This is a genomic window from Paraliobacillus zengyii (assembly GCF_003268595.1).
Lineage (GTDB): Bacteria > Bacillota > Bacilli > Bacillales > Amphibacillaceae > Paraliobacillus_A > Paraliobacillus_A zengyii.
In genome coordinates, this window is sequence record NZ_CP029797.1 from 1716363 (window position 1) to 1732570 (window position 16208).

The 16208-nt window shown below is 34.6% G+C and carries 19 protein-coding genes; all 19 read left to right on the forward strand.

The features are described 5' to 3' along the window. The first annotated feature begins 5 nt into the window (after positions 1 to 5). The 19 genes from flgD to DM447_RS08790 all read left to right on the forward strand — a co-directional run bounded on the left by flgD (position 6) and on the right by DM447_RS08790 (position 16207). Positions 6 to 455 carry a flagellar hook assembly protein FlgD gene (gene flgD / locus DM447_RS08700; RefSeq protein WP_112180847.1) on the forward strand — a complete coding sequence of 150 codons (450 nt, stop codon included), beginning with the start codon at positions 6 to 8 and terminating at the stop codon, positions 453 to 455. A 14-nt stretch (positions 456 to 469) separates the two neighbouring features. After that, complete coding sequence (locus tag DM447_RS08705) at positions 470 to 838, forward strand: TIGR02530 family flagellar biosynthesis protein (protein ID WP_112180848.1); 369 nt, start codon at positions 470 to 472, stop codon at positions 836 to 838. A 77-nt stretch (positions 839 to 915) separates the two neighbouring features. After that, positions 916 to 1827, forward strand: a complete 912-nt coding sequence (gene flgG, locus DM447_RS08710; RefSeq protein ID WP_112180849.1) for a flagellar basal body rod protein FlgG — start codon at positions 916 to 918, stop codon at positions 1825 to 1827. A gap of 10 nt (positions 1828 to 1837) precedes the next feature. Continuing rightward, positions 1838 to 2095, forward strand: coding sequence for a flagellar FlbD family protein (locus DM447_RS08715; RefSeq protein ID WP_332871722.1), 258 nt, complete (start codon positions 1838 to 1840; stop codon positions 2093 to 2095). Beyond that, the gene (locus DM447_RS08720) at positions 2085 to 2501 is read left to right on the forward strand and encodes a flagellar basal body-associated FliL family protein (protein ID WP_112180850.1); all 417 of its coding nucleotides are present in this window, start codon (positions 2085 to 2087) and stop codon (positions 2499 to 2501) included. Before DM447_RS08715 ends, DM447_RS08720 begins: the two co-directional genes overlap by 11 nt. Before the next feature lie 29 nt (positions 2502 to 2530). Next, a complete protein-coding gene (gene fliM / locus DM447_RS08725; protein WP_112180851.1) occupies positions 2531 to 3532 on the forward strand; it encodes a flagellar motor switch protein FliM in 1002 nt (333 codons plus the stop codon). Then, the gene (gene fliY / locus DM447_RS08730; RefSeq protein ID WP_112180852.1) at positions 3522 to 4688 is read left to right on the forward strand and encodes a flagellar motor switch phosphatase FliY; all 1167 of its coding nucleotides are present in this window, start codon (positions 3522 to 3524) and stop codon (positions 4686 to 4688) included. The genes fliM and fliY overlap by 11 nt, the downstream gene beginning before the upstream one ends. A 21-nt stretch (positions 4689 to 4709) precedes the next feature. Next, positions 4710 to 5072 (forward strand): response regulator, encoded by a 363-nt coding sequence (locus DM447_RS08735; RefSeq protein WP_112180853.1) that lies wholly within the window; start codon positions 4710 to 4712, stop codon positions 5070 to 5072. After that, positions 5072 to 5770, forward strand: coding sequence for a flagellar biosynthetic protein FliO (locus DM447_RS08740; protein ID WP_112180854.1), 699 nt, complete (start codon positions 5072 to 5074; stop codon positions 5768 to 5770). The genes DM447_RS08735 and DM447_RS08740 overlap by 1 nt, the downstream gene beginning before the upstream one ends. Next, a complete protein-coding gene (gene fliP, locus DM447_RS08745) occupies positions 5763 to 6428 on the forward strand; it encodes a flagellar type III secretion system pore protein FliP (RefSeq protein ID WP_112180855.1) in 666 nt (221 codons plus the stop codon). Before DM447_RS08740 ends, fliP begins: the two co-directional genes overlap by 8 nt. Before the next feature lie 28 nt (positions 6429 to 6456). Beyond that, on the forward strand, positions 6457 to 6726 hold the full coding sequence (fliQ, locus tag DM447_RS08750) for a flagellar biosynthesis protein FliQ (protein WP_112180856.1): 270 nt from the start codon (positions 6457 to 6459) through the stop codon (positions 6724 to 6726). A 4-nt stretch (positions 6727 to 6730) separates the two neighbouring features. Then, the gene (fliR, locus tag DM447_RS08755) at positions 6731 to 7510 is read left to right on the forward strand and encodes a flagellar biosynthetic protein FliR (protein WP_112180857.1); all 780 of its coding nucleotides are present in this window, start codon (positions 6731 to 6733) and stop codon (positions 7508 to 7510) included. A 3-nt stretch (positions 7511 to 7513) separates the two neighbouring features. Then, entirely contained in the window at positions 7514 to 8593 is a 1080-nt protein-coding gene (gene flhB, locus DM447_RS08760; RefSeq protein WP_112180858.1) for a flagellar biosynthesis protein FlhB, read from the forward strand. 25 nt (positions 8594 to 8618) lie between these two features. Next, entirely contained in the window at positions 8619 to 10652 is a 2034-nt protein-coding gene (gene flhA, locus DM447_RS08765) for a flagellar biosynthesis protein FlhA (RefSeq protein WP_112180859.1), read from the forward strand. Then, positions 10649 to 11761: a flagellar biosynthesis GTPase FlhF gene (gene flhF, locus DM447_RS08770; protein WP_112180860.1), complete on the forward strand. Its 1113-nt coding sequence runs from the start codon at positions 10649 to 10651 to the stop codon at positions 11759 to 11761. Before flhA ends, flhF begins: the two co-directional genes overlap by 4 nt. Further along, on the forward strand, positions 11742 to 12617 hold the full coding sequence (locus DM447_RS08775) for a MinD/ParA family protein (protein WP_338418774.1): 876 nt from the start codon (positions 11742 to 11744) through the stop codon (positions 12615 to 12617). The genes flhF and DM447_RS08775 overlap by 20 nt, the downstream gene beginning before the upstream one ends. 6 nt (positions 12618 to 12623) lie before the next feature. Further along, a complete protein-coding gene (locus tag DM447_RS08780; protein ID WP_112180861.1) occupies positions 12624 to 13694 on the forward strand; it encodes a protein-glutamate methylesterase/protein-glutamine glutaminase in 1071 nt (356 codons plus the stop codon). Position 13695: 1 nt separating this feature from the next. Beyond that, a complete protein-coding gene (locus tag DM447_RS08785; protein WP_112180862.1) occupies positions 13696 to 15717 on the forward strand; it encodes a chemotaxis protein CheA in 2022 nt (673 codons plus the stop codon). Positions 15718 to 15733: 16 nt separating this feature from the next. Continuing rightward, a complete protein-coding gene (locus DM447_RS08790) occupies positions 15734 to 16207 on the forward strand; it encodes a chemotaxis protein CheW (protein ID WP_112180863.1) in 474 nt (157 codons plus the stop codon). Position 16208: the final 1 nt, after the last annotated feature.

Here is a 16208-nt window from a genome sequence, read left to right on the forward strand (position 1 = left end):
TTAATTTGACGACAATTGATAGTTCTTATTATTTGAGTAACCAATCTCGTGGCACGACTAGCTCTGCATTAGGTAAGGATGAATTCATGCGGATATTAATGGCACAATTACAAAACCAAGATCCTCTGAATCCAATGGAAGATAAAGAGTTCATTTCACAAATGGCTACTTTTACTTCATTAGAACAGATGATGGAAATGAATACATCGATTAGTAGTTTAGTTCAAAACCAAACAGTTTCACCAGTAATTCAATATAGTCATTTAATTGGTAAAGAAGTTTCATACTATAAACTTGATGAAGAGTCTGGTGAAGTGATTGAACCGAAGGAAACGGTTAAAAGTAACGTTATCGCTGTAAGTGAAAAAGAAGGTTATGCAGTTTTAGAATTAGAAAATGAAAGTAAGATCTATACGGATGAAGTTCTTAAGTTAAGCCAACCTTCAACGGATTAAGGAAGGTGAAAAATATGGATCATCGTATCCAACAAGTACATCAAGGGGCATTGCTTCCGAAAAACAGAAATAATATGCAGAAAAAGCAGGTTGGTACTTCTTTTCAAGATGTCTTATCTAGTGCACAAACATTAAAGATTAGCAAACATGCGCAAGCTAGATTAACTGAAAGAAATATTAAGATTGATGATGCGAAATGGCAACAAATTTCGGATAAAATTGTGGAAGCAAAACAAAAAGGAATAACAGATTCTTTAGTTGTTACAGATGAAGCAACCTTATTAGTTAGTACGAAAAACAACACGGTTGTGACAGCAATGGATCGAGCAGAAGCACAAAGTCGCATTTTCACAAATATTAATGGAACAATTGTTGTAGATTAGGCTGGTCCCGTTAAGGGAAGCCATTCAAGCTGTTGACTGATTGATACAGCTAATTAAACTAAAAGGGGAATGGTAATATGTTACGTTCAATGTATTCTGGTATATCAGGAATGAAAAATTTCCAAACAAAATTAGACACGATCGGTAATAATATAGCAAATGTTAACACATCGGGATTTAAAAAAGGACGTGTTACGTTTCAAGATATGATGAGTCAAACGTTGTCAAATGCACAAGGTTCAATAGAAGGTGTCCGTGGTGGGCTAAACGCCGCACAAGTTGGTCTTGGTTCTCAACTAGGTTCGATTGATAACATTCAAACGCAAGGAAATAGACAAACAACGGATCGTACATTAGATTTAGCGCTTGAAGGCGATGGTATGTTTGTATTAGGTAGTAATTTAGAAAATGGCGCAGCTGGTGATATTGATATGGAAGCATCAGATATTAACTTCACGCGTTCTGGTAATTTCTACTTAGATAATGAAGGGTATATAGTAAATCCAGATGGTTTATATTTATTGGGGGCTGGGAACCAAGCTGATGGCGATGATTTTGTCTTATCAGAAGAGCTAAGCCAAATTCAAATTCCTGCTAATGCAGCCAGCTTTAGTATTGCAGACAACGGAACAGTTAATTATGTTGATGGTGATGGCAACACACAAGTTGCTGGACAAATTAGATTAGCATCTTTCTCAAATCCTGGTGGTCTAGAGAGAAGTGGATCTAACTTGTATCGATTAACAGCTAATGCAGGGGCATTTGAGGATGCTGGCGATGATGACGGTTTTAATACATTAAACGATTTAGTTACCCCTGGTGCAAATGGTTCTGCTTCGGTAGTCTCGGGCGCTTTAGAAATGTCAAACGTTGATTTAGCAGAAGAATTCACCGAAATGATAACGGCGCAACGTGCATTTCAGTCAAATACCAAAATAATTACAACGTCAGATGAAATCTTACAAGAGTTAGTTAACTTGAAACGATAAGTAAGGAGGTGTGGAGCAAGTTTTCTTAACTTGCTCCAACCATAATATGATAGAAATCACGAAATTTAACGGGGATAGTTTTACCTTAAATGCTTTAATGATTGAACAAATTCAATCATTTCCTGATACTACTATTACTCTATCAAATGGGAAAATTATAGTAGTTAAAGAGACAGAGAATGAAGTAGTTACTTTGGTAAATAACTATTTTCAAATGATTGGCATACAAGGATGGATAAAAGAGGCTGGTGAACAAAATGAACTCTAAATTATTTAAAATAATGATAAGTTCAATAGCTGTCATTTTGATTGTTGGAGTCGGTGCACTAATTTATATTTTAAACAGTTCAGATAGTGAAAATGAAGAATTAAGTATCGAGAAAATGGTGGAATACTCCTATACAACAGATGAAATGAGCACAGATTTAAAAGATGGTAGTTTTGTTCGAATGCAATTCGATATTATTACAGATAGTAAAAAGGCGCGAACAGAAATTGAAAATAGGTCTTTTCAATTTAAGAACATCTTTATAAAAGAATCCGTTAACCTAACAGAAGCAGATGTGCAAGCAGGATTAACTGAATTAGAAACAAAGCTAAAAGATCAAATGAATGAGCTAATGGATGAGGGAAATATTATCGATGTATATATCATTAGTAAAGTCATACAGTGATAAAAGCTCCTTCCTAGGAGGTGAATGTTGTGGCCAATGAAGTTATGTCGCAAAATGAAATTGATGCATTATTATCCGCACTTTCATCCGGTGAGATGGATGCCAATCAATTAAAACAAGAAGAACAAGAGAAAAAAGTGCGTGTTTATGATTTTAAACGAGCATTACGATTCTCAAAAGACCAGATTCGAAGCATTTCTCGAATTCATGAGAACTTTGCACGATTATTAACAACATATTTTTCTGCACAGTTACGCACATATGTGCACATATCTGTTGCGTCTGTTGATCAAATCCCATATGAAGAATTTATTCGCTCGATCCCCACGATAACGATATTAAATATATATAGTATGCAACCATTACACGGTCGAATTATTTTTGAATTCAACCCGAATATTGCATACGCCATGTTAGATCGAATGTTAGGTGGTAAAGGAAAGAGTGTAAACAAAGTAGATAGTCTAACGGAAATTGAATCAACACTTATGACGCAACTATTTGAAAAAGGTTTAGATAATCTACAAGAAGCTTGGTCATCCGTGATAGATATTGATCCGATATTAGAGGAGTTTGAAGTAAATCCTCAATTCTTACAGCTTGTTTCTCCCAATGAAACAGTAGTAGTCGTTTCATTAAATACTACAATTGGTGAGAGTACTGGCATGATCAATATATGTATTCCTCATGTGGTTTTAGAACCTATTATTCCGAAATTATCTGTTCATTATTGGATGCAAACGGAGAAGCCAAAGGAAAGAAAACCAGAAGAATATGAAAACTTAACAAAGAATCTTGAAACAGCAGAATTAGATATGAGAGTTCTACTAGGAGAAACATCAATTACAATAGAAGATTTATTGAATTTGCAACAAGGTGATGTACTCCACTTGGACCAATCAATTGAAGATGAATTAGTGATGCAAATTGATCAAGAGGATTTATATTATGTACAACCAGGAAAGAGAAAGAATAAATTGGCCGTCCAAATTATGAAAGAAATAAAAGGGGGCGATTCAGATGATGAATGACGGTATGTTATCACAGGATGAGATTGATGCATTATTAAACAGTACAGATGATGATCAGCCTGAGACAAATAATGATAATGATGAGCAGGAAGAACAAGACATAGAAAATCTATTATCTGACATTGAAATTGATGCACTAGGAGAAATAGGTAATATTTCATTTGGTAGTTCGGCAACTACACTCTCAACATTGTTAAATCAAAAGGTCGATATTACAACACCAACTATTTCTACAATAAGTCGCAGTCGATTAGAAGAAGAATTTCCAAATCCTAATGTAGGTGTAGAAGTAAAATATACAGAAGGTTTCGAAGGCGCTAATCTATTTGTGTTAGATTCTAATGATGCAGCAATTATTGCGGATTTAATGTTGGGTGGCGATGGTAAAACCGATACTCAAGAATTAAATGACATCTCGTTAAGTGCTGTACAAGAAGCAATGAATCAAATGATGGGAACTGCTGCGACTAGTATGTCAACGATATTTAGTAAAAGAGTCGATATCTCCCCGCCAGCTATTATGCTGTTAGATGTGAATGACGAGAATAAAGCTGATTATATGCCAGAAGATAATATCTTTGTAAAAGTGTCATTTCAATTGAAAATTGGAGAGCTAATTGATTCAAATATTATGCAATTATTACCTTTATCATTTGCTAAAGATATGGTTGATGGTTTGTTGAATGGTGGTTCAGCTGATCCAATAGAAGAACAACCTGTAACAACTGAAACAGCTCCTGTACAAAAAGAACAAGAGCCTGCACAAGCGCAAAATCACAAGCCAACTTCCCAACCAGCAGAACCTAAAAATTTAGGGGAATTATCACAGGAAAATGCTTCTATTCAAAATGCATCTTTTTCTGCTTTTGAAAATGTCGATCTTCCGCAAAATGAAAAACGTAACTTAGGTATGTTGATGGATATTCCATTACAAGTTACCGTTGAATTAGGTAGGACTAAACGAACCGTAAAAGATATCTTAGAATTATCATCTGGCTCCATTATTGAATTAGATAAACTAGCAGGTGAACCAGTAGATATTCACGTAAACAATAAATTAATCGCACAGGGTGAAGTAGTAGTAATAGATGAGAACTTCGGTGTGCGTGTCACAGATATCGTAAGTCAATCAGATCGATTAAGGAAATTAAAGTAATTAACTAGGGGGATTTATATAATGGCTCAGAAAATATTAATAGTAGACGATGCAGCTTTCATGCGAATGATGATCAAAGATATCTTAAGTAAGAATGGTTTTGAAGTAGTAGGTGAGGCGCAAGATGGTGTACAGGCTGTTGAAAAATACAAGGAGCTTACGCCAGATCTAGTTACAATGGATATTACAATGCCTGAAAAAGACGGAATTGCAGCACTAAAAGAAATTAAAGAAATTAACCCTGATGCGGTTGTTCTTATGTGTTCGGCTATGGGACAGCAAGCAATGGTTATTGATGCAATTCAAGCAGGTGCAAAAGACTTTATTGTAAAACCATTTCAGGCAGATCGCGTCATTGAGGCCATTCAAAAAGCATTGAGCTGATGAAAAATATGCGAAAAATAAACTTCGTATGCTTACTGATCGCATTATTTACTTGGGCTAGTATTCCTAGCACAATGGAGGCGGCATCCAATGATGGATATGTAGACGACTTATTTAAAAATGAGGCTCCTAGTGATGAGACGGATTCACCTGAAGAAGAAAACGAAAATAGTGAATCAAACCCAAGTAGTGAGACATCTTTAAGTGAGAACTCAGTTGATAATCCAATCATTACTTTCTTAAAAATTGTTTTGTCATTAATTTTGATTTTAGGATTAATGTATTTGTTACTAAAATTATTTAATAAAAAAACCAAGCTATATAAACACGCGAATACTTTAGAAAATATTGGTGGTGTTCCACTTGGTTCTAACAAATCGATTCAAATGATTCGTATTGGTGACAGCATATTCGTGGTTGGTGTCGCAGATAACATTGAACTGCTAACTGAGATTACAGATGAAGAAACTAAAAAACAGTTATTGGAAAGTCAAACTGAACAAGCAAGTTCAAATCAAATTGCTAATGTAATTGGAAAAACGATTTCACGTGTCTCATCGAAGAAACAACAAGTTACATCAACTAAATCTCCTGCTGAATTTTCATCATTATTTAAAAATGAATTAAATGGTTTAGCAGATAAAAGAAAAAAAATAACAGAGCAATACAAACGTAAGGAAGAAGATAAACATGAATGAATTTGTTGATATATTTTCTAGTTCAGACCCGTCAAATGTTGCTACATCAGTGCAATTACTGTTATTGTTAACTGTTTTTTCATTAGCACCTAGTATTATTATATTACTAACATGCTTTACCAGAATTATTATAGTTTTATCTTTTACTAGAACTTCACTCGCAACACAGCAGATGCCTCCTAATCAAGTATTGATTGGGATAGCACTCTTTTTAACCTTCTTTATTATGGCACCAACGTTTCAACAAGTGAATGAAGATGCACTGACACCGTTATTTAATGAAGAAATAACATTGGATGAAGCCTATACAAATGCTAGTATTCCAATGAAGGAATTTATGTCTAAGCATACACGCCAAAAAGATTTGGCTTTATTTATGAATTATAGTGGATTGGAAAATCCTGAATCATTAGAAGACATTCCGTTAACAACATTAGTCCCCGCCTTCGCAATAAGTGAATTAAAGACAGCCTTTCAAATGGGCTTTATGATTTTTGTTCCATTTTTGGTTATTGATATGGCTGTTGCAAGTGTCTTAATGTCAATGGGAATGATGATGTTACCACCAGTAATGATTTCATTACCATTTAAAATTTTATTATTTGTGTTAGTTGATGGCTGGTATCTGATCACACAATCACTATTACAAGGGTTTTAGCAATACGAAATAAGAGGTGAAAGAGAAAATGAGTGGAGAATTCGTTATTAATTTAGCTGAGCAAGGGATATTTACAGTACTCATTGTAACAGGTCCTCTTTTAGTACTAGCCCTTGTAGTAGGATTATTAGTTAGTATTTTTCAAGCAACAACGCAGATTCAAGAGCAAACCCTAGCATTTGTACCTAAAATTGTCGCTGTTTTTTTAGGCTTAATTTTCTTCGGACCATGGATGCTTGTTCGGATTGTGGAATTTACGAGTAATATATTTCAAAATTTAAATCAGTTTGTAGGGTAGAGGTATGTTAGAGTCTATTGATATTAATAGTTTACCAGCGTTTTTGTTAATCCTCATACGATTTACAGCTTTTTTTGCAACAGTACCAATTTTTTCTTATCAAAATATTCCAATGCAATTTAAGATTGGACTAGCTGGTTCTTTATCTTGGATTATGCTGTATAGTATTGAGATTCCGACCATACCACTTGATTTAACGTTCTTTTTATTGGTTGGTAAGGAAGCAATTGCAGGGTTATTATTAGGCTTAATTGCTTATATGATATTAGCGGCAGTTCAAATTGCAGGTGGATTTATTGACTTTCAAATGGGTTTTGCGATCGCGAATGTTATTGACCCACAGACAGGTGCACAAAGTCCTTTAATGGGACAATACTTTTATACGATTGTGCTACTTTTTTTATTGAGTGTTGATGGTCATCATCTACTCATAAATGGTGCTTTCTATAGCTTTGAAACCATTCCATTAGATCAAATGATAAATTTTAACAATGAAAATATTGTGATGTTAGTCATCGATATCTTTAATCAATTATTCTTGGTTGCTTTTCAATTGGCAATACCTGTTGTAGGTTGTTTATTTCTAGTGGATGTTGCACTAGGTATTATTGCACGTACAGTTCCTCAATTAAATGTATTTGTCGTCGGTTTACCGTTAAAGATTTTTGTTGGGCTTTTTGTAGTAAGCATGTTTATTGTAATGTTTATATCAATTGTAAAGCAGTTGTTCTCTTATACATTAGAGATGATGCAGTTATTAATGCAGCTGTTTGGAGGTGCTTAAGTCATGCAGTTGAAATTAGATCTGCAATTCTTTGCAGGAGAAAAGACAGAAAAAGCAACTCCAAAAAAACGTCAAGATTCTCGAAAAAAAGGTCAGGTAGCTAAAAGCCAAGATATAAATACAGCACTTTTATTATTTTTAATTTTTATCCTTTTTACTGTTATTGGAACCTTTTGGAAAGAGAAAATGACCGGTTTATATATAAGGTCTTTTAGTGAATTTATTCATTGGGAAATTACTGTTCCTAATTTACAAACGATGTTTGCAGAAATCACCATATATATGGCACAGACGTTGGCTCCAGTAATGGCACTAGCAATTGTTGCGGGTCTTGCTTCAAATCTTATGCAAATTGGTTTTTTATTTACTACAGAACCATTACAAGCGAAATTTAATAAACTCGATCCTATTCAAGGTGCAAAACGTATTTTTTCAGCACGCGCTTTAGTAGAACTAGTCAAATCAATGTTAAAAATAAGTGTTATTACTACCATTACTTTTTCAATTTTATGGATGAATAAAGACGAGATGATGATGCTTGCAGGTAAAGACGTTAATGCAGCCTTGGCTTTTTTTGCGAATGTTACGATATTAATGGGAATATTTTCAGCAATTGCATTACTTGTTGTGTCAGTTATTGACTTTACTTATCAACGATATGACCATGAAAAGAATATGAAAATGTCTAAAAATGATATTAAAGATGAACATAAGAATATTGAAGGAAATCCTTTAATTAAATCTAAAATAAAAGAGCGTCAAAGACAGATGGCGATGCGACGTATGATGAGCGATGTGCCAGACGCAGATGTTGTAATCACAAACCCAACACACTATGCTATTGCGATTAAGTACGATGAGAATAAGTCTGATGCCCCTTATGTAGTTGCTAAAGGTGTTGATTTTGTAGCTTCAAAGATTAGAGAAGTTGCAGAAGCAAATCAGATTATAATGGTAGAAAATCGAACTTTAGCAAGAGCGTTATATGCTGAAGTTGAGATAGGTGGAGCAATTCAAGAAGAATTCTTTCAGGCTGTTGCGGAGATTTTAGCATATGTTTATCAAATAGAACAAAAAGCATAAGGATGTCTAGTAGGGAGAGTTAATAATGAAAATAAGAGATCTATCCGTTATAATCGGTGTTATTTTAATAATTGTTATGTTAGTTATTCCATTACCGGGTTGGTTATTAAGTATCCTTATTTTAATAAATATTTCATTAGCACTAATTGTTATTTTAGTCTCGATGAACACCACAGAACCGTTACAATTTTCAATATTCCCTTCGTTGTTATTACTCCTAACATTATTCCGCTTAGGACTTAATGTTTCCACAACACGCTCGATTCTATCTACTGGAGAAGCTGGTGGCGTGGTGGAAACGTTTGGTACTTTTGTTATCGGGGACAACGCGTTAGTTGGTTTTGTTGTCTTCTTGATTCTTGTTATTATCCAATTTTTAGTTATTACAAAAGGTAGTGAACGTGTATCTGAAGTTGCAGCACGTTTTACTTTAGACGCAATGCCTGGAAAACAAATGAGTATTGATGCAGATTTAAATGCAGGAATGATAAATGAACAACAAGCTAAAAAACGTCGTGAAAAAGTTGAGGGTGAAGCAGACTTTTACGGTGCAATGGACGGTGCGAGTAAGTTTGTTAAAGGTGACGCGATTGCCGGAATCGTTATCGTGTTAATCAATATTATTTTCGGTTTAATTATTGGTATGATGCAAATGGATATGACGTTTCCAGAAGCAATATCTACCTTTATGCAACTAACTGTTGGTGATGGACTAGTAAGTCAAATTCCTGCATTACTTATCTCAACAGCTACTGGTATTGTTGTTACACGTGTGGCTTCTGAAGGTAACCTTGGAAGCGATGTAACAGAACAATTGTTACGTTATCCAAAGATGCTGTATATTGCAGGTGGAACAATCTTTATGTTTGGTTTTACACCTATTAACTTTTTCTTAACAACTTCCATTGCAGGGGTACTCGTATTGGGTGGTTACTTGCTATCTAGACCAATTGTAGAACCAGAAGTAGATCAAAAAGGGGAAGAAGAAGCAGCAGATTCACAGCAGATGCAGTCTTCTAATAATGTGGTTGATCTTTTAAGTATGGACCCTATTGAATTTGAATTTGGTTATGCTCTAATTCCTTTAGTTGATACGAATCAAGGTGGGGATTTAATGGATCGTATCGTTATGATTCGCAGGCAGTTAGCAATTGAATTAGGAATTGTTATTCCAGTGGTTCGAATTCGTGATAATATCCAATTAAATCCAAATGAGTATCAATTAAAAATTAAAGGGAATGAAGTTGCACAAGGAGAGCTAATGTTAGATCATTATTTAGCGATGACACCTGGTTTGGATGAAGATGATCTAGAAGGAATAGATACAACAGAACCTGCTTTTGGGCTTCCTGCAAAATGGATAGGTGAAGACGTGAAAGATGAAGCAGAATTATCTGGTTATACAGTAGTTGATCCACCTTCTGTTGTTTCTACGCACATTACAGAAATAATAAAAAAACATGCACATTTATTATTAGGACGTCAAGAAACGAAGCAGTTAATTGATCACTTAAAGGAGTCATATCCTATATTAGTTGAAGAGGTAACGCCTGAGCCATTATCTATTGGTGATGTACAAAAGGTACTTGCGAAATTATTACGCGAACATGTTTCGATCCGAAACTTGCCGATTATCTTTGAAACATTAGCAGACTTCGGGAAAATGACCAATGATGCCGAGTTGCTAGGAGAGTACGCAAGACAGGCCTTATCTGCTCAAATTACCAAACAGTATGTACAAAATGAGCAGGGATTAAAAGTTATAACGGTTGCAGGTGAAGTTGAGCAAATGATTTCAGATCATATTCAACAAACTGAACATGGTAGTTACTTATCCTTAGATCCTGATTCACAGCAACGCATTATTCGCTCAGTTACGGAAAAGATAGAGAGTATATCATTACAAGAGGAAACGCCAATTATTCTCTGTTCACCAACTATACGTATGTATATGAAACAGTTACTTGATCGGTTTTTCCCACATGTTGTCGTGTTATCTTATAATGAATTAGAACCTAATTTAGATGTCAAAAGCGTCGGGGTGGTGAATGTTGCATGAAGGTAAAAAAGTATATCGCACCAACAATGCCTGAAGTAATGAAAAAAGTACGAAAAGAACTAGGTGCAGATGCCGTTATCCTTAATTCAAAGGTAATTTATACTGGTGGGTTTTTAGGATTATTTAAAAAAAGAAATATGGAAGTTGTTGCAGCATTAGACCCGCAACCAACTAAGCCTAAAATAGAAGAGCAATCAAAACCGTTTATACCTATGTCTTCAGATATACCAAGAACGGATGATAAACAACAAGTATTATTAGACGAAGTACGTGCGATGCGTAAATGGATGGAGAAAACAACAAGTAATGGGGAAGATATCTTCCCTCCTACATATCAAGCGGTTGTAGATCTCTTGTTGGAACAAGAAGTTGATCTTGATATTGCTCAAGAAGTTGTTGCGAATAGTATAGAAAACAATTCAACTGAGGACACAACATATGAATTAGCTAAAAAACAGGTGGAAGAAGCTGTTAACAAAAAGTTAGCGATCAATGATTTTGGTGGCGTTACTTACCATAAGAAATTCGTACATTTAGTTGGGCCAACAGGTGTTGGTAAAACAACGACGATAGCTAAAATAGCTGCGAAATGCATGTTAGTTGATGGTAAAAAGGTTGCGTTAATTACAACAGATACGTATCGCATTGCTGCAATTGAACAACTAAAAACATATTCTAAAATTCTTGATATTCCATTAGAAATTGCTTATACAATTGAAGATTATCGTAATGCTAGAGAAAAATTCAAATCCTATGATATTGTTTTAGTAGACACAGCGGGCCGCAATTTCCGTGATCCTAAGTATATTGCAGAGTTAGGAAAAGTAGTTGACCTTGAACATGATATTGATACGTATTTAGTCTTATCCTTAACTACTAAGTCATCCGATTTAGATGTGATTTATAATCAATTCGAAAACATTCCGATAAAAAAATTAATATTTACTAAAAAAGATGAGACGGGAACCTATGGTGCAATTTTAAACTTAACTCTCAAGTATCAAATAGGTGTTGCGTATTTAACAGATGGACAAGATGTACCAGATAATATTGAAGAGGCTTCAAGTGAAAAAATCAGTCATTTGATAGTTGGAAACTCAAATGAGTGATCAAGCAGCTAATTTAAGAAAAAAAATTGACAGACTTAACGCCAAAAGGCAAGCAAAAACGATTGCAGTTGTAAGTGGAAAAGGTGGCGTAGGTAAATCAAATTTTTCACTTAATTTCGCTTTAAATTTATCAAAAGCTGGAAAAAAAGTCCTTTTATTTGATTTAGATATTGGTATGGGTAATATCGATATTCTATTAGGTGTCCAAGCTAAACGGTCAATTGTGCAAATGTACGAGAATCAATTGTCGATTCATGATATTATAGAAACAGGACCTCATTCTTTGTCGTATATTGCTGCTGGTTCTGGATTAACTGATATGTTTAAAATGGATGAAACTAAATTTCATTATTTCTTGGAACAGCTAGACGAACTTATTACAGATTTCGACTATATTATTTTTGATATGGGTGCAGGAGCTTCTGATGACAGTATGTTTTATGTTTTAGCTGCTGATGAGTGTATTGTTGTTACAACACCTGAGCCTACATCAATGATGGATGCTTACGCTATGATGAAACATATTTGCAATCGAAATTTCACCATACCATTATATCTTTTAGTTAACCGAGCTGAAAATAATAAAGATGGTCGATCTATAATAAACCGTTTACAGAAGGTAATGCAAAGCTTTTTAAACAAAGAAATTGTTCCATTAGGTATCTTACCTAATGATAAATCAGTTTCTAAAGCAGTAATTAATCAAATACCATTTACGATGTATGATCCAAAATCAAAAGTTACGCTAGCAATGATCCAAATCGTGAAGCAATATGTAGGTAATAACATTAATATTGAGAAAAAAGTTCCTTCAACTTTTATAAAAAAGTTAAAACAATTTGTAAAAGAGAGGTAGATTGCCATGAACATAATTAACGTATTAGTTGTTGATGATTCAGCTTTCATGCGGAAAATGATTGCTGATATTCTTCAATCACATCCAAGAATAACTGTTATTGGCACAGCTAGAAATGGGCAAGATGCACTAGAGAAAATTGAACAATTAAATCCGGATGTCATCACATTAGATATAGAAATGCCTATTATGGATGGGATTACTACGCTTAAAAATATTATGAAAGACAAACCAAGACCGGTTATAATGCTTTCTAGTTTAACAAAAGAAGGAGCAAAAAAAACACTTGAATCGATGGAATTGGGTGCAATTGATTTTATTACAAAACCTTCTGGTTCTATTTCCCTAAACATTAGGGAGAAAGATGCCGAAATTAAAACTAAGGTGTTACAGGCAGTAGACGCTAAGATAGATAGGTTAGTTTATAAAGAGCCAAAGCAGTCGGTAATAGCTTCATTTTCGCCACGCTTATCTCGTCAACAAATTAACAGTGATCTAATTATTGGAATTGGGACATCAACAGGTGGACCAAGAGCACTACAGCAAGTAATTACTCGATTACCTAGAGATTTACCAGCATCAATAGCAATTGTTCAACATATGCCTGCTGGTTTTACAAAGTCATTAGCAAAGCGTTTGGATTCGATGTCAGAAATCAACGTTAAAGAAGCTGAAAATAAGGAGATTTTACAAAAGGGTACAGCCTATATTGCTCCGGGTGGATTCCAGTTCCGTGTTGAAAAAACAGCAAAAGGTTTGCAAGCTGTAATTTCAAAGGAAGAAACGCGCAATGGTCATCAACCTTCTGTTGAAGTATTATTTGAATCACTTGCACAGTTACAAACCGAGCAGGTTTTTGCAGTTATTATGACTGGAATGGGTGCAGATGGTGCCAATAGTTTAATCACCTTAAAAGAAGCAAAATCAAATACGGTTATTTTTTCTGAATCCAAAGAAACGTGTATTGTATATGGAATGCCTCAGGCAGCTGAAAAAACAAATGTAGTAGACCATGTTGTTAGATTACCAGAAATAAGTGAAGTACTAGTTAGTCAAATTAAAGCCAGAGGTGAATAAAATGGACATGAATGAATATCTTGATGTGTTTATTGAAGAAAGTAAAGAACATATCCAATCGTTGAATAACCGTCTACTTGAATTAGAAAACGATCCAACTAATATGGACACAGTAAATGAAATTTTTCGTTCTGCGCATACATTAAAAGGTATGTCCGCTACAATGGGTTATAAAGACTTAGCCGATTTAACACATAAAATGGAAAACGTTTTAGATGCTGTACGCAATGACAAGTTAAAAATGAATTCTGCTATTTTAGATGTTGTCTTCGATGCAGTGGATCACTTAGAAGGAATGGTTTTAGATATTGTTGATGGTGGTGAAGGTAAAAAAGATGTCTCTGCAACAGTAGCTAAGCTTGAAGCAATCGAACAGGGTGAGGCGATAGAAGAAGTTGCTGCTACAGCTGCTGTAGCAAATGTAGAATCAACTCCATCTAGTGTAAAAACAGCTGTTGGTGAATTGGATCAATTTGAAGTTGCGGTGTTGCAACAATCAGCAGAAAACAATTACTCTAATTTTCAAGTGAATGTTAGTCTGCAAGAAACCTGTATGTTAAAAGCTGCACGTGTTTATATGGTTTTTCAGATTTTAGAACAGGTTGGAGAAGTAATTAAGTCAAATCCAACTGTATCTGAATTAGAAGATGAGAATTTTGACTATAACTTTACTGTTATTCTAGTAACAAGTGAATCTGCAGAAGATGTCAAACAGAAAATCATGAAAGTATCAGAGGTAGCTGAAGTAGAAATAAGCCTATTTGATTATAACGTCAAAGTCGAAGATACTAGCGAAAAAATGAATCAAGTAGAAACAGCTACGGGAAAAACGACTGAAAAAAGTGAAGAAAAGACAGTACAAAAAGTTCAAGTAACGAGTAAAACAATTCGTGTTAATATTGAAAGATTAGATGCATTAATGAATTTGTTTGAAGAATTAGTTATTGATCGTGGTAGATTAGAACAAATATCAGCTACATTAAAAAACGCTGAGCTTCAAGAAACCGTTGAACGTATGACACGTATTTCCGGTGATTTACAAGGTATTATCTTGAATATGCGAATGGTTCCTATTGATCAAGTGTTTAATAGATTCCCTCGAATGGTTAGACAATTAGCAAAAGACCTAAATAAACAGATTAATTTAGAAATCACAGGTGCGGATACAGAGTTAGATCGTACAGTTATTGATGAAATAGGAGATCCGTTAGTACATTTAATTCGTAATGGATTAGACCATGGGATTGAAACACCGGCTATTAGAAAAGAAAAAGGAAAGCCTGAAGAGGGAACGTTAAAACTACATGCTTATCACAGTGGAAATCATGTCATTATTGAAATCAAAGATGATGGAGCAGGAATTAACAAAGAAAAAGTTTTAGAGAAGGCAATTTCAAACGGTGTTGTTTCTAAGGAAGAAGCAAGTAATTTAACAGATTCTCAAATACACCAGTTGATTCTTTCTAGCGGATTCTCGACAGCAGATAAGATTTCTGATATCTCTGGTCGTGGAGTTGGTTTGGATGTAGTGAAAAATACAATTGAATCGCTTGGAGGAAGTATTACAATCCAATCCGAATTCGGTAAAGGTTCACTGTTTTCTATTCAACTTCCATTAACATTATCGATTATATCGGTACTATTAGTTGAAGTGCACAAAGAAAAGTATGCTATACCACTATCATCAATTATTGAAACTGCAATTGTTAACAAATCAGAAATTATGCATGCACATAATAAACAAGTCATTGATTTCCGAGGTAAAGTAGTACCATTAATTTCTCTGAAACAAGTATTTAATGTACCTGGTGAAGTTGAAGAGGATCAGTTTTGTTCCATTATAATCATTAGACAAGGTGAAAAAATGGCTGGATTAATTGTCGATACATTCATTGGACAACAGGAAATCGTATTGAAGTCACTTGGCGATTACTTAGGTGATATATTTGCTATCTCTGGGGCAACTATTTTAGGTGATGGACAAGTAGCATTAATTGTTGATACGAATGCTTTAATTAAATAATAAGGAGGGATTAATCATGACAGAAGGATTAACAGCAAAAAAGCTTAAAACAATTGTTTTTGAATTAAACAAAGAAGAGTATGCACTGCCTGTTAAACAGGTTGGTTCCATTGAACGTGTTATGCATATTACAAGAATTCCACAGACCTCTCCATTTGTGAAGGGTGTGCTTAATTTACGAGGTGTAGTGACGCCAATTATCGATCTACGAGCTAGATTTGGTCTGGAGGATATTGGTTACACAGAAAGCACTCGTATTATTATAGTTAATTTAGAAGAGTTAGCAGTGGGTTTGATTGTTGATGCTGCCTATGATGTTATTGATATACCTACTGATGCAATTGAACCAGCGCCTGAGGTTATCGGTTCGGTTCAAGTAGATTATATTGAAGGTGTTGCAAAATTAGCTGATCGCTTATTAATTTTATTAGATATGGATAAAGTACTAGCTAAGGATGGATTGAAAGGGCTACACGAAATCGAAAGTTAGT

What these genes read in the sequence shown, in the direction of transcription:
- flhA (WP_112180859.1), top strand. Translation starts at nt 8,619, where the DNA reads ATGAAAATAAGAGATCTATCCGTTATAATCGGTGTTATTTTAATAATT.
- DM447_RS08735 (WP_112180853.1), top strand. Translation starts at nt 4,710, where the DNA reads ATGGCTCAGAAAATATTAATAGTAGACGATGCAGCTTTCATGCGAATG.
- fliP (WP_112180855.1), top strand. Translation starts at nt 5,763, where the DNA reads ATGAATGAATTTGTTGATATATTTTCTAGTTCAGACCCGTCAAATGTT.
- fliR (WP_112180857.1), top strand. Translation starts at nt 6,731, where the DNA reads ATGTTAGAGTCTATTGATATTAATAGTTTACCAGCGTTTTTGTTAATC.
- DM447_RS08780 (WP_112180861.1), top strand. Translation starts at nt 12,624, where the DNA reads ATGAACATAATTAACGTATTAGTTGTTGATGATTCAGCTTTCATGCGG.
- DM447_RS08785 (WP_112180862.1), top strand. Translation starts at nt 13,696, where the DNA reads ATGGACATGAATGAATATCTTGATGTGTTTATTGAAGAAAGTAAAGAA.
- fliQ (WP_112180856.1), top strand. Translation starts at nt 6,457, where the DNA reads ATGAGTGGAGAATTCGTTATTAATTTAGCTGAGCAAGGGATATTTACA.
- fliY (WP_112180852.1), top strand. Translation starts at nt 3,522, where the DNA reads ATGATGAATGACGGTATGTTATCACAGGATGAGATTGATGCATTATTA.
- DM447_RS08740 (WP_112180854.1), top strand. Translation starts at nt 5,072, where the DNA reads ATGAAAAATATGCGAAAAATAAACTTCGTATGCTTACTGATCGCATTA.
- flhF (WP_112180860.1), top strand. Translation starts at nt 10,649, where the DNA reads ATGAAGGTAAAAAAGTATATCGCACCAACAATGCCTGAAGTAATGAAA.
- DM447_RS08705 (WP_112180848.1), top strand. Translation starts at nt 470, where the DNA reads ATGGATCATCGTATCCAACAAGTACATCAAGGGGCATTGCTTCCGAAA.
- DM447_RS08720 (WP_112180850.1), top strand. Translation starts at nt 2,085, where the DNA reads ATGAACTCTAAATTATTTAAAATAATGATAAGTTCAATAGCTGTCATT.
- DM447_RS08790 (WP_112180863.1), top strand. Translation starts at nt 15,734, where the DNA reads ATGACAGAAGGATTAACAGCAAAAAAGCTTAAAACAATTGTTTTTGAA.
- flgG (WP_112180849.1), top strand. Translation starts at nt 916, where the DNA reads ATGTTACGTTCAATGTATTCTGGTATATCAGGAATGAAAAATTTCCAA.
- flhB (WP_112180858.1), top strand. Translation starts at nt 7,514, where the DNA reads ATGCAGTTGAAATTAGATCTGCAATTCTTTGCAGGAGAAAAGACAGAA.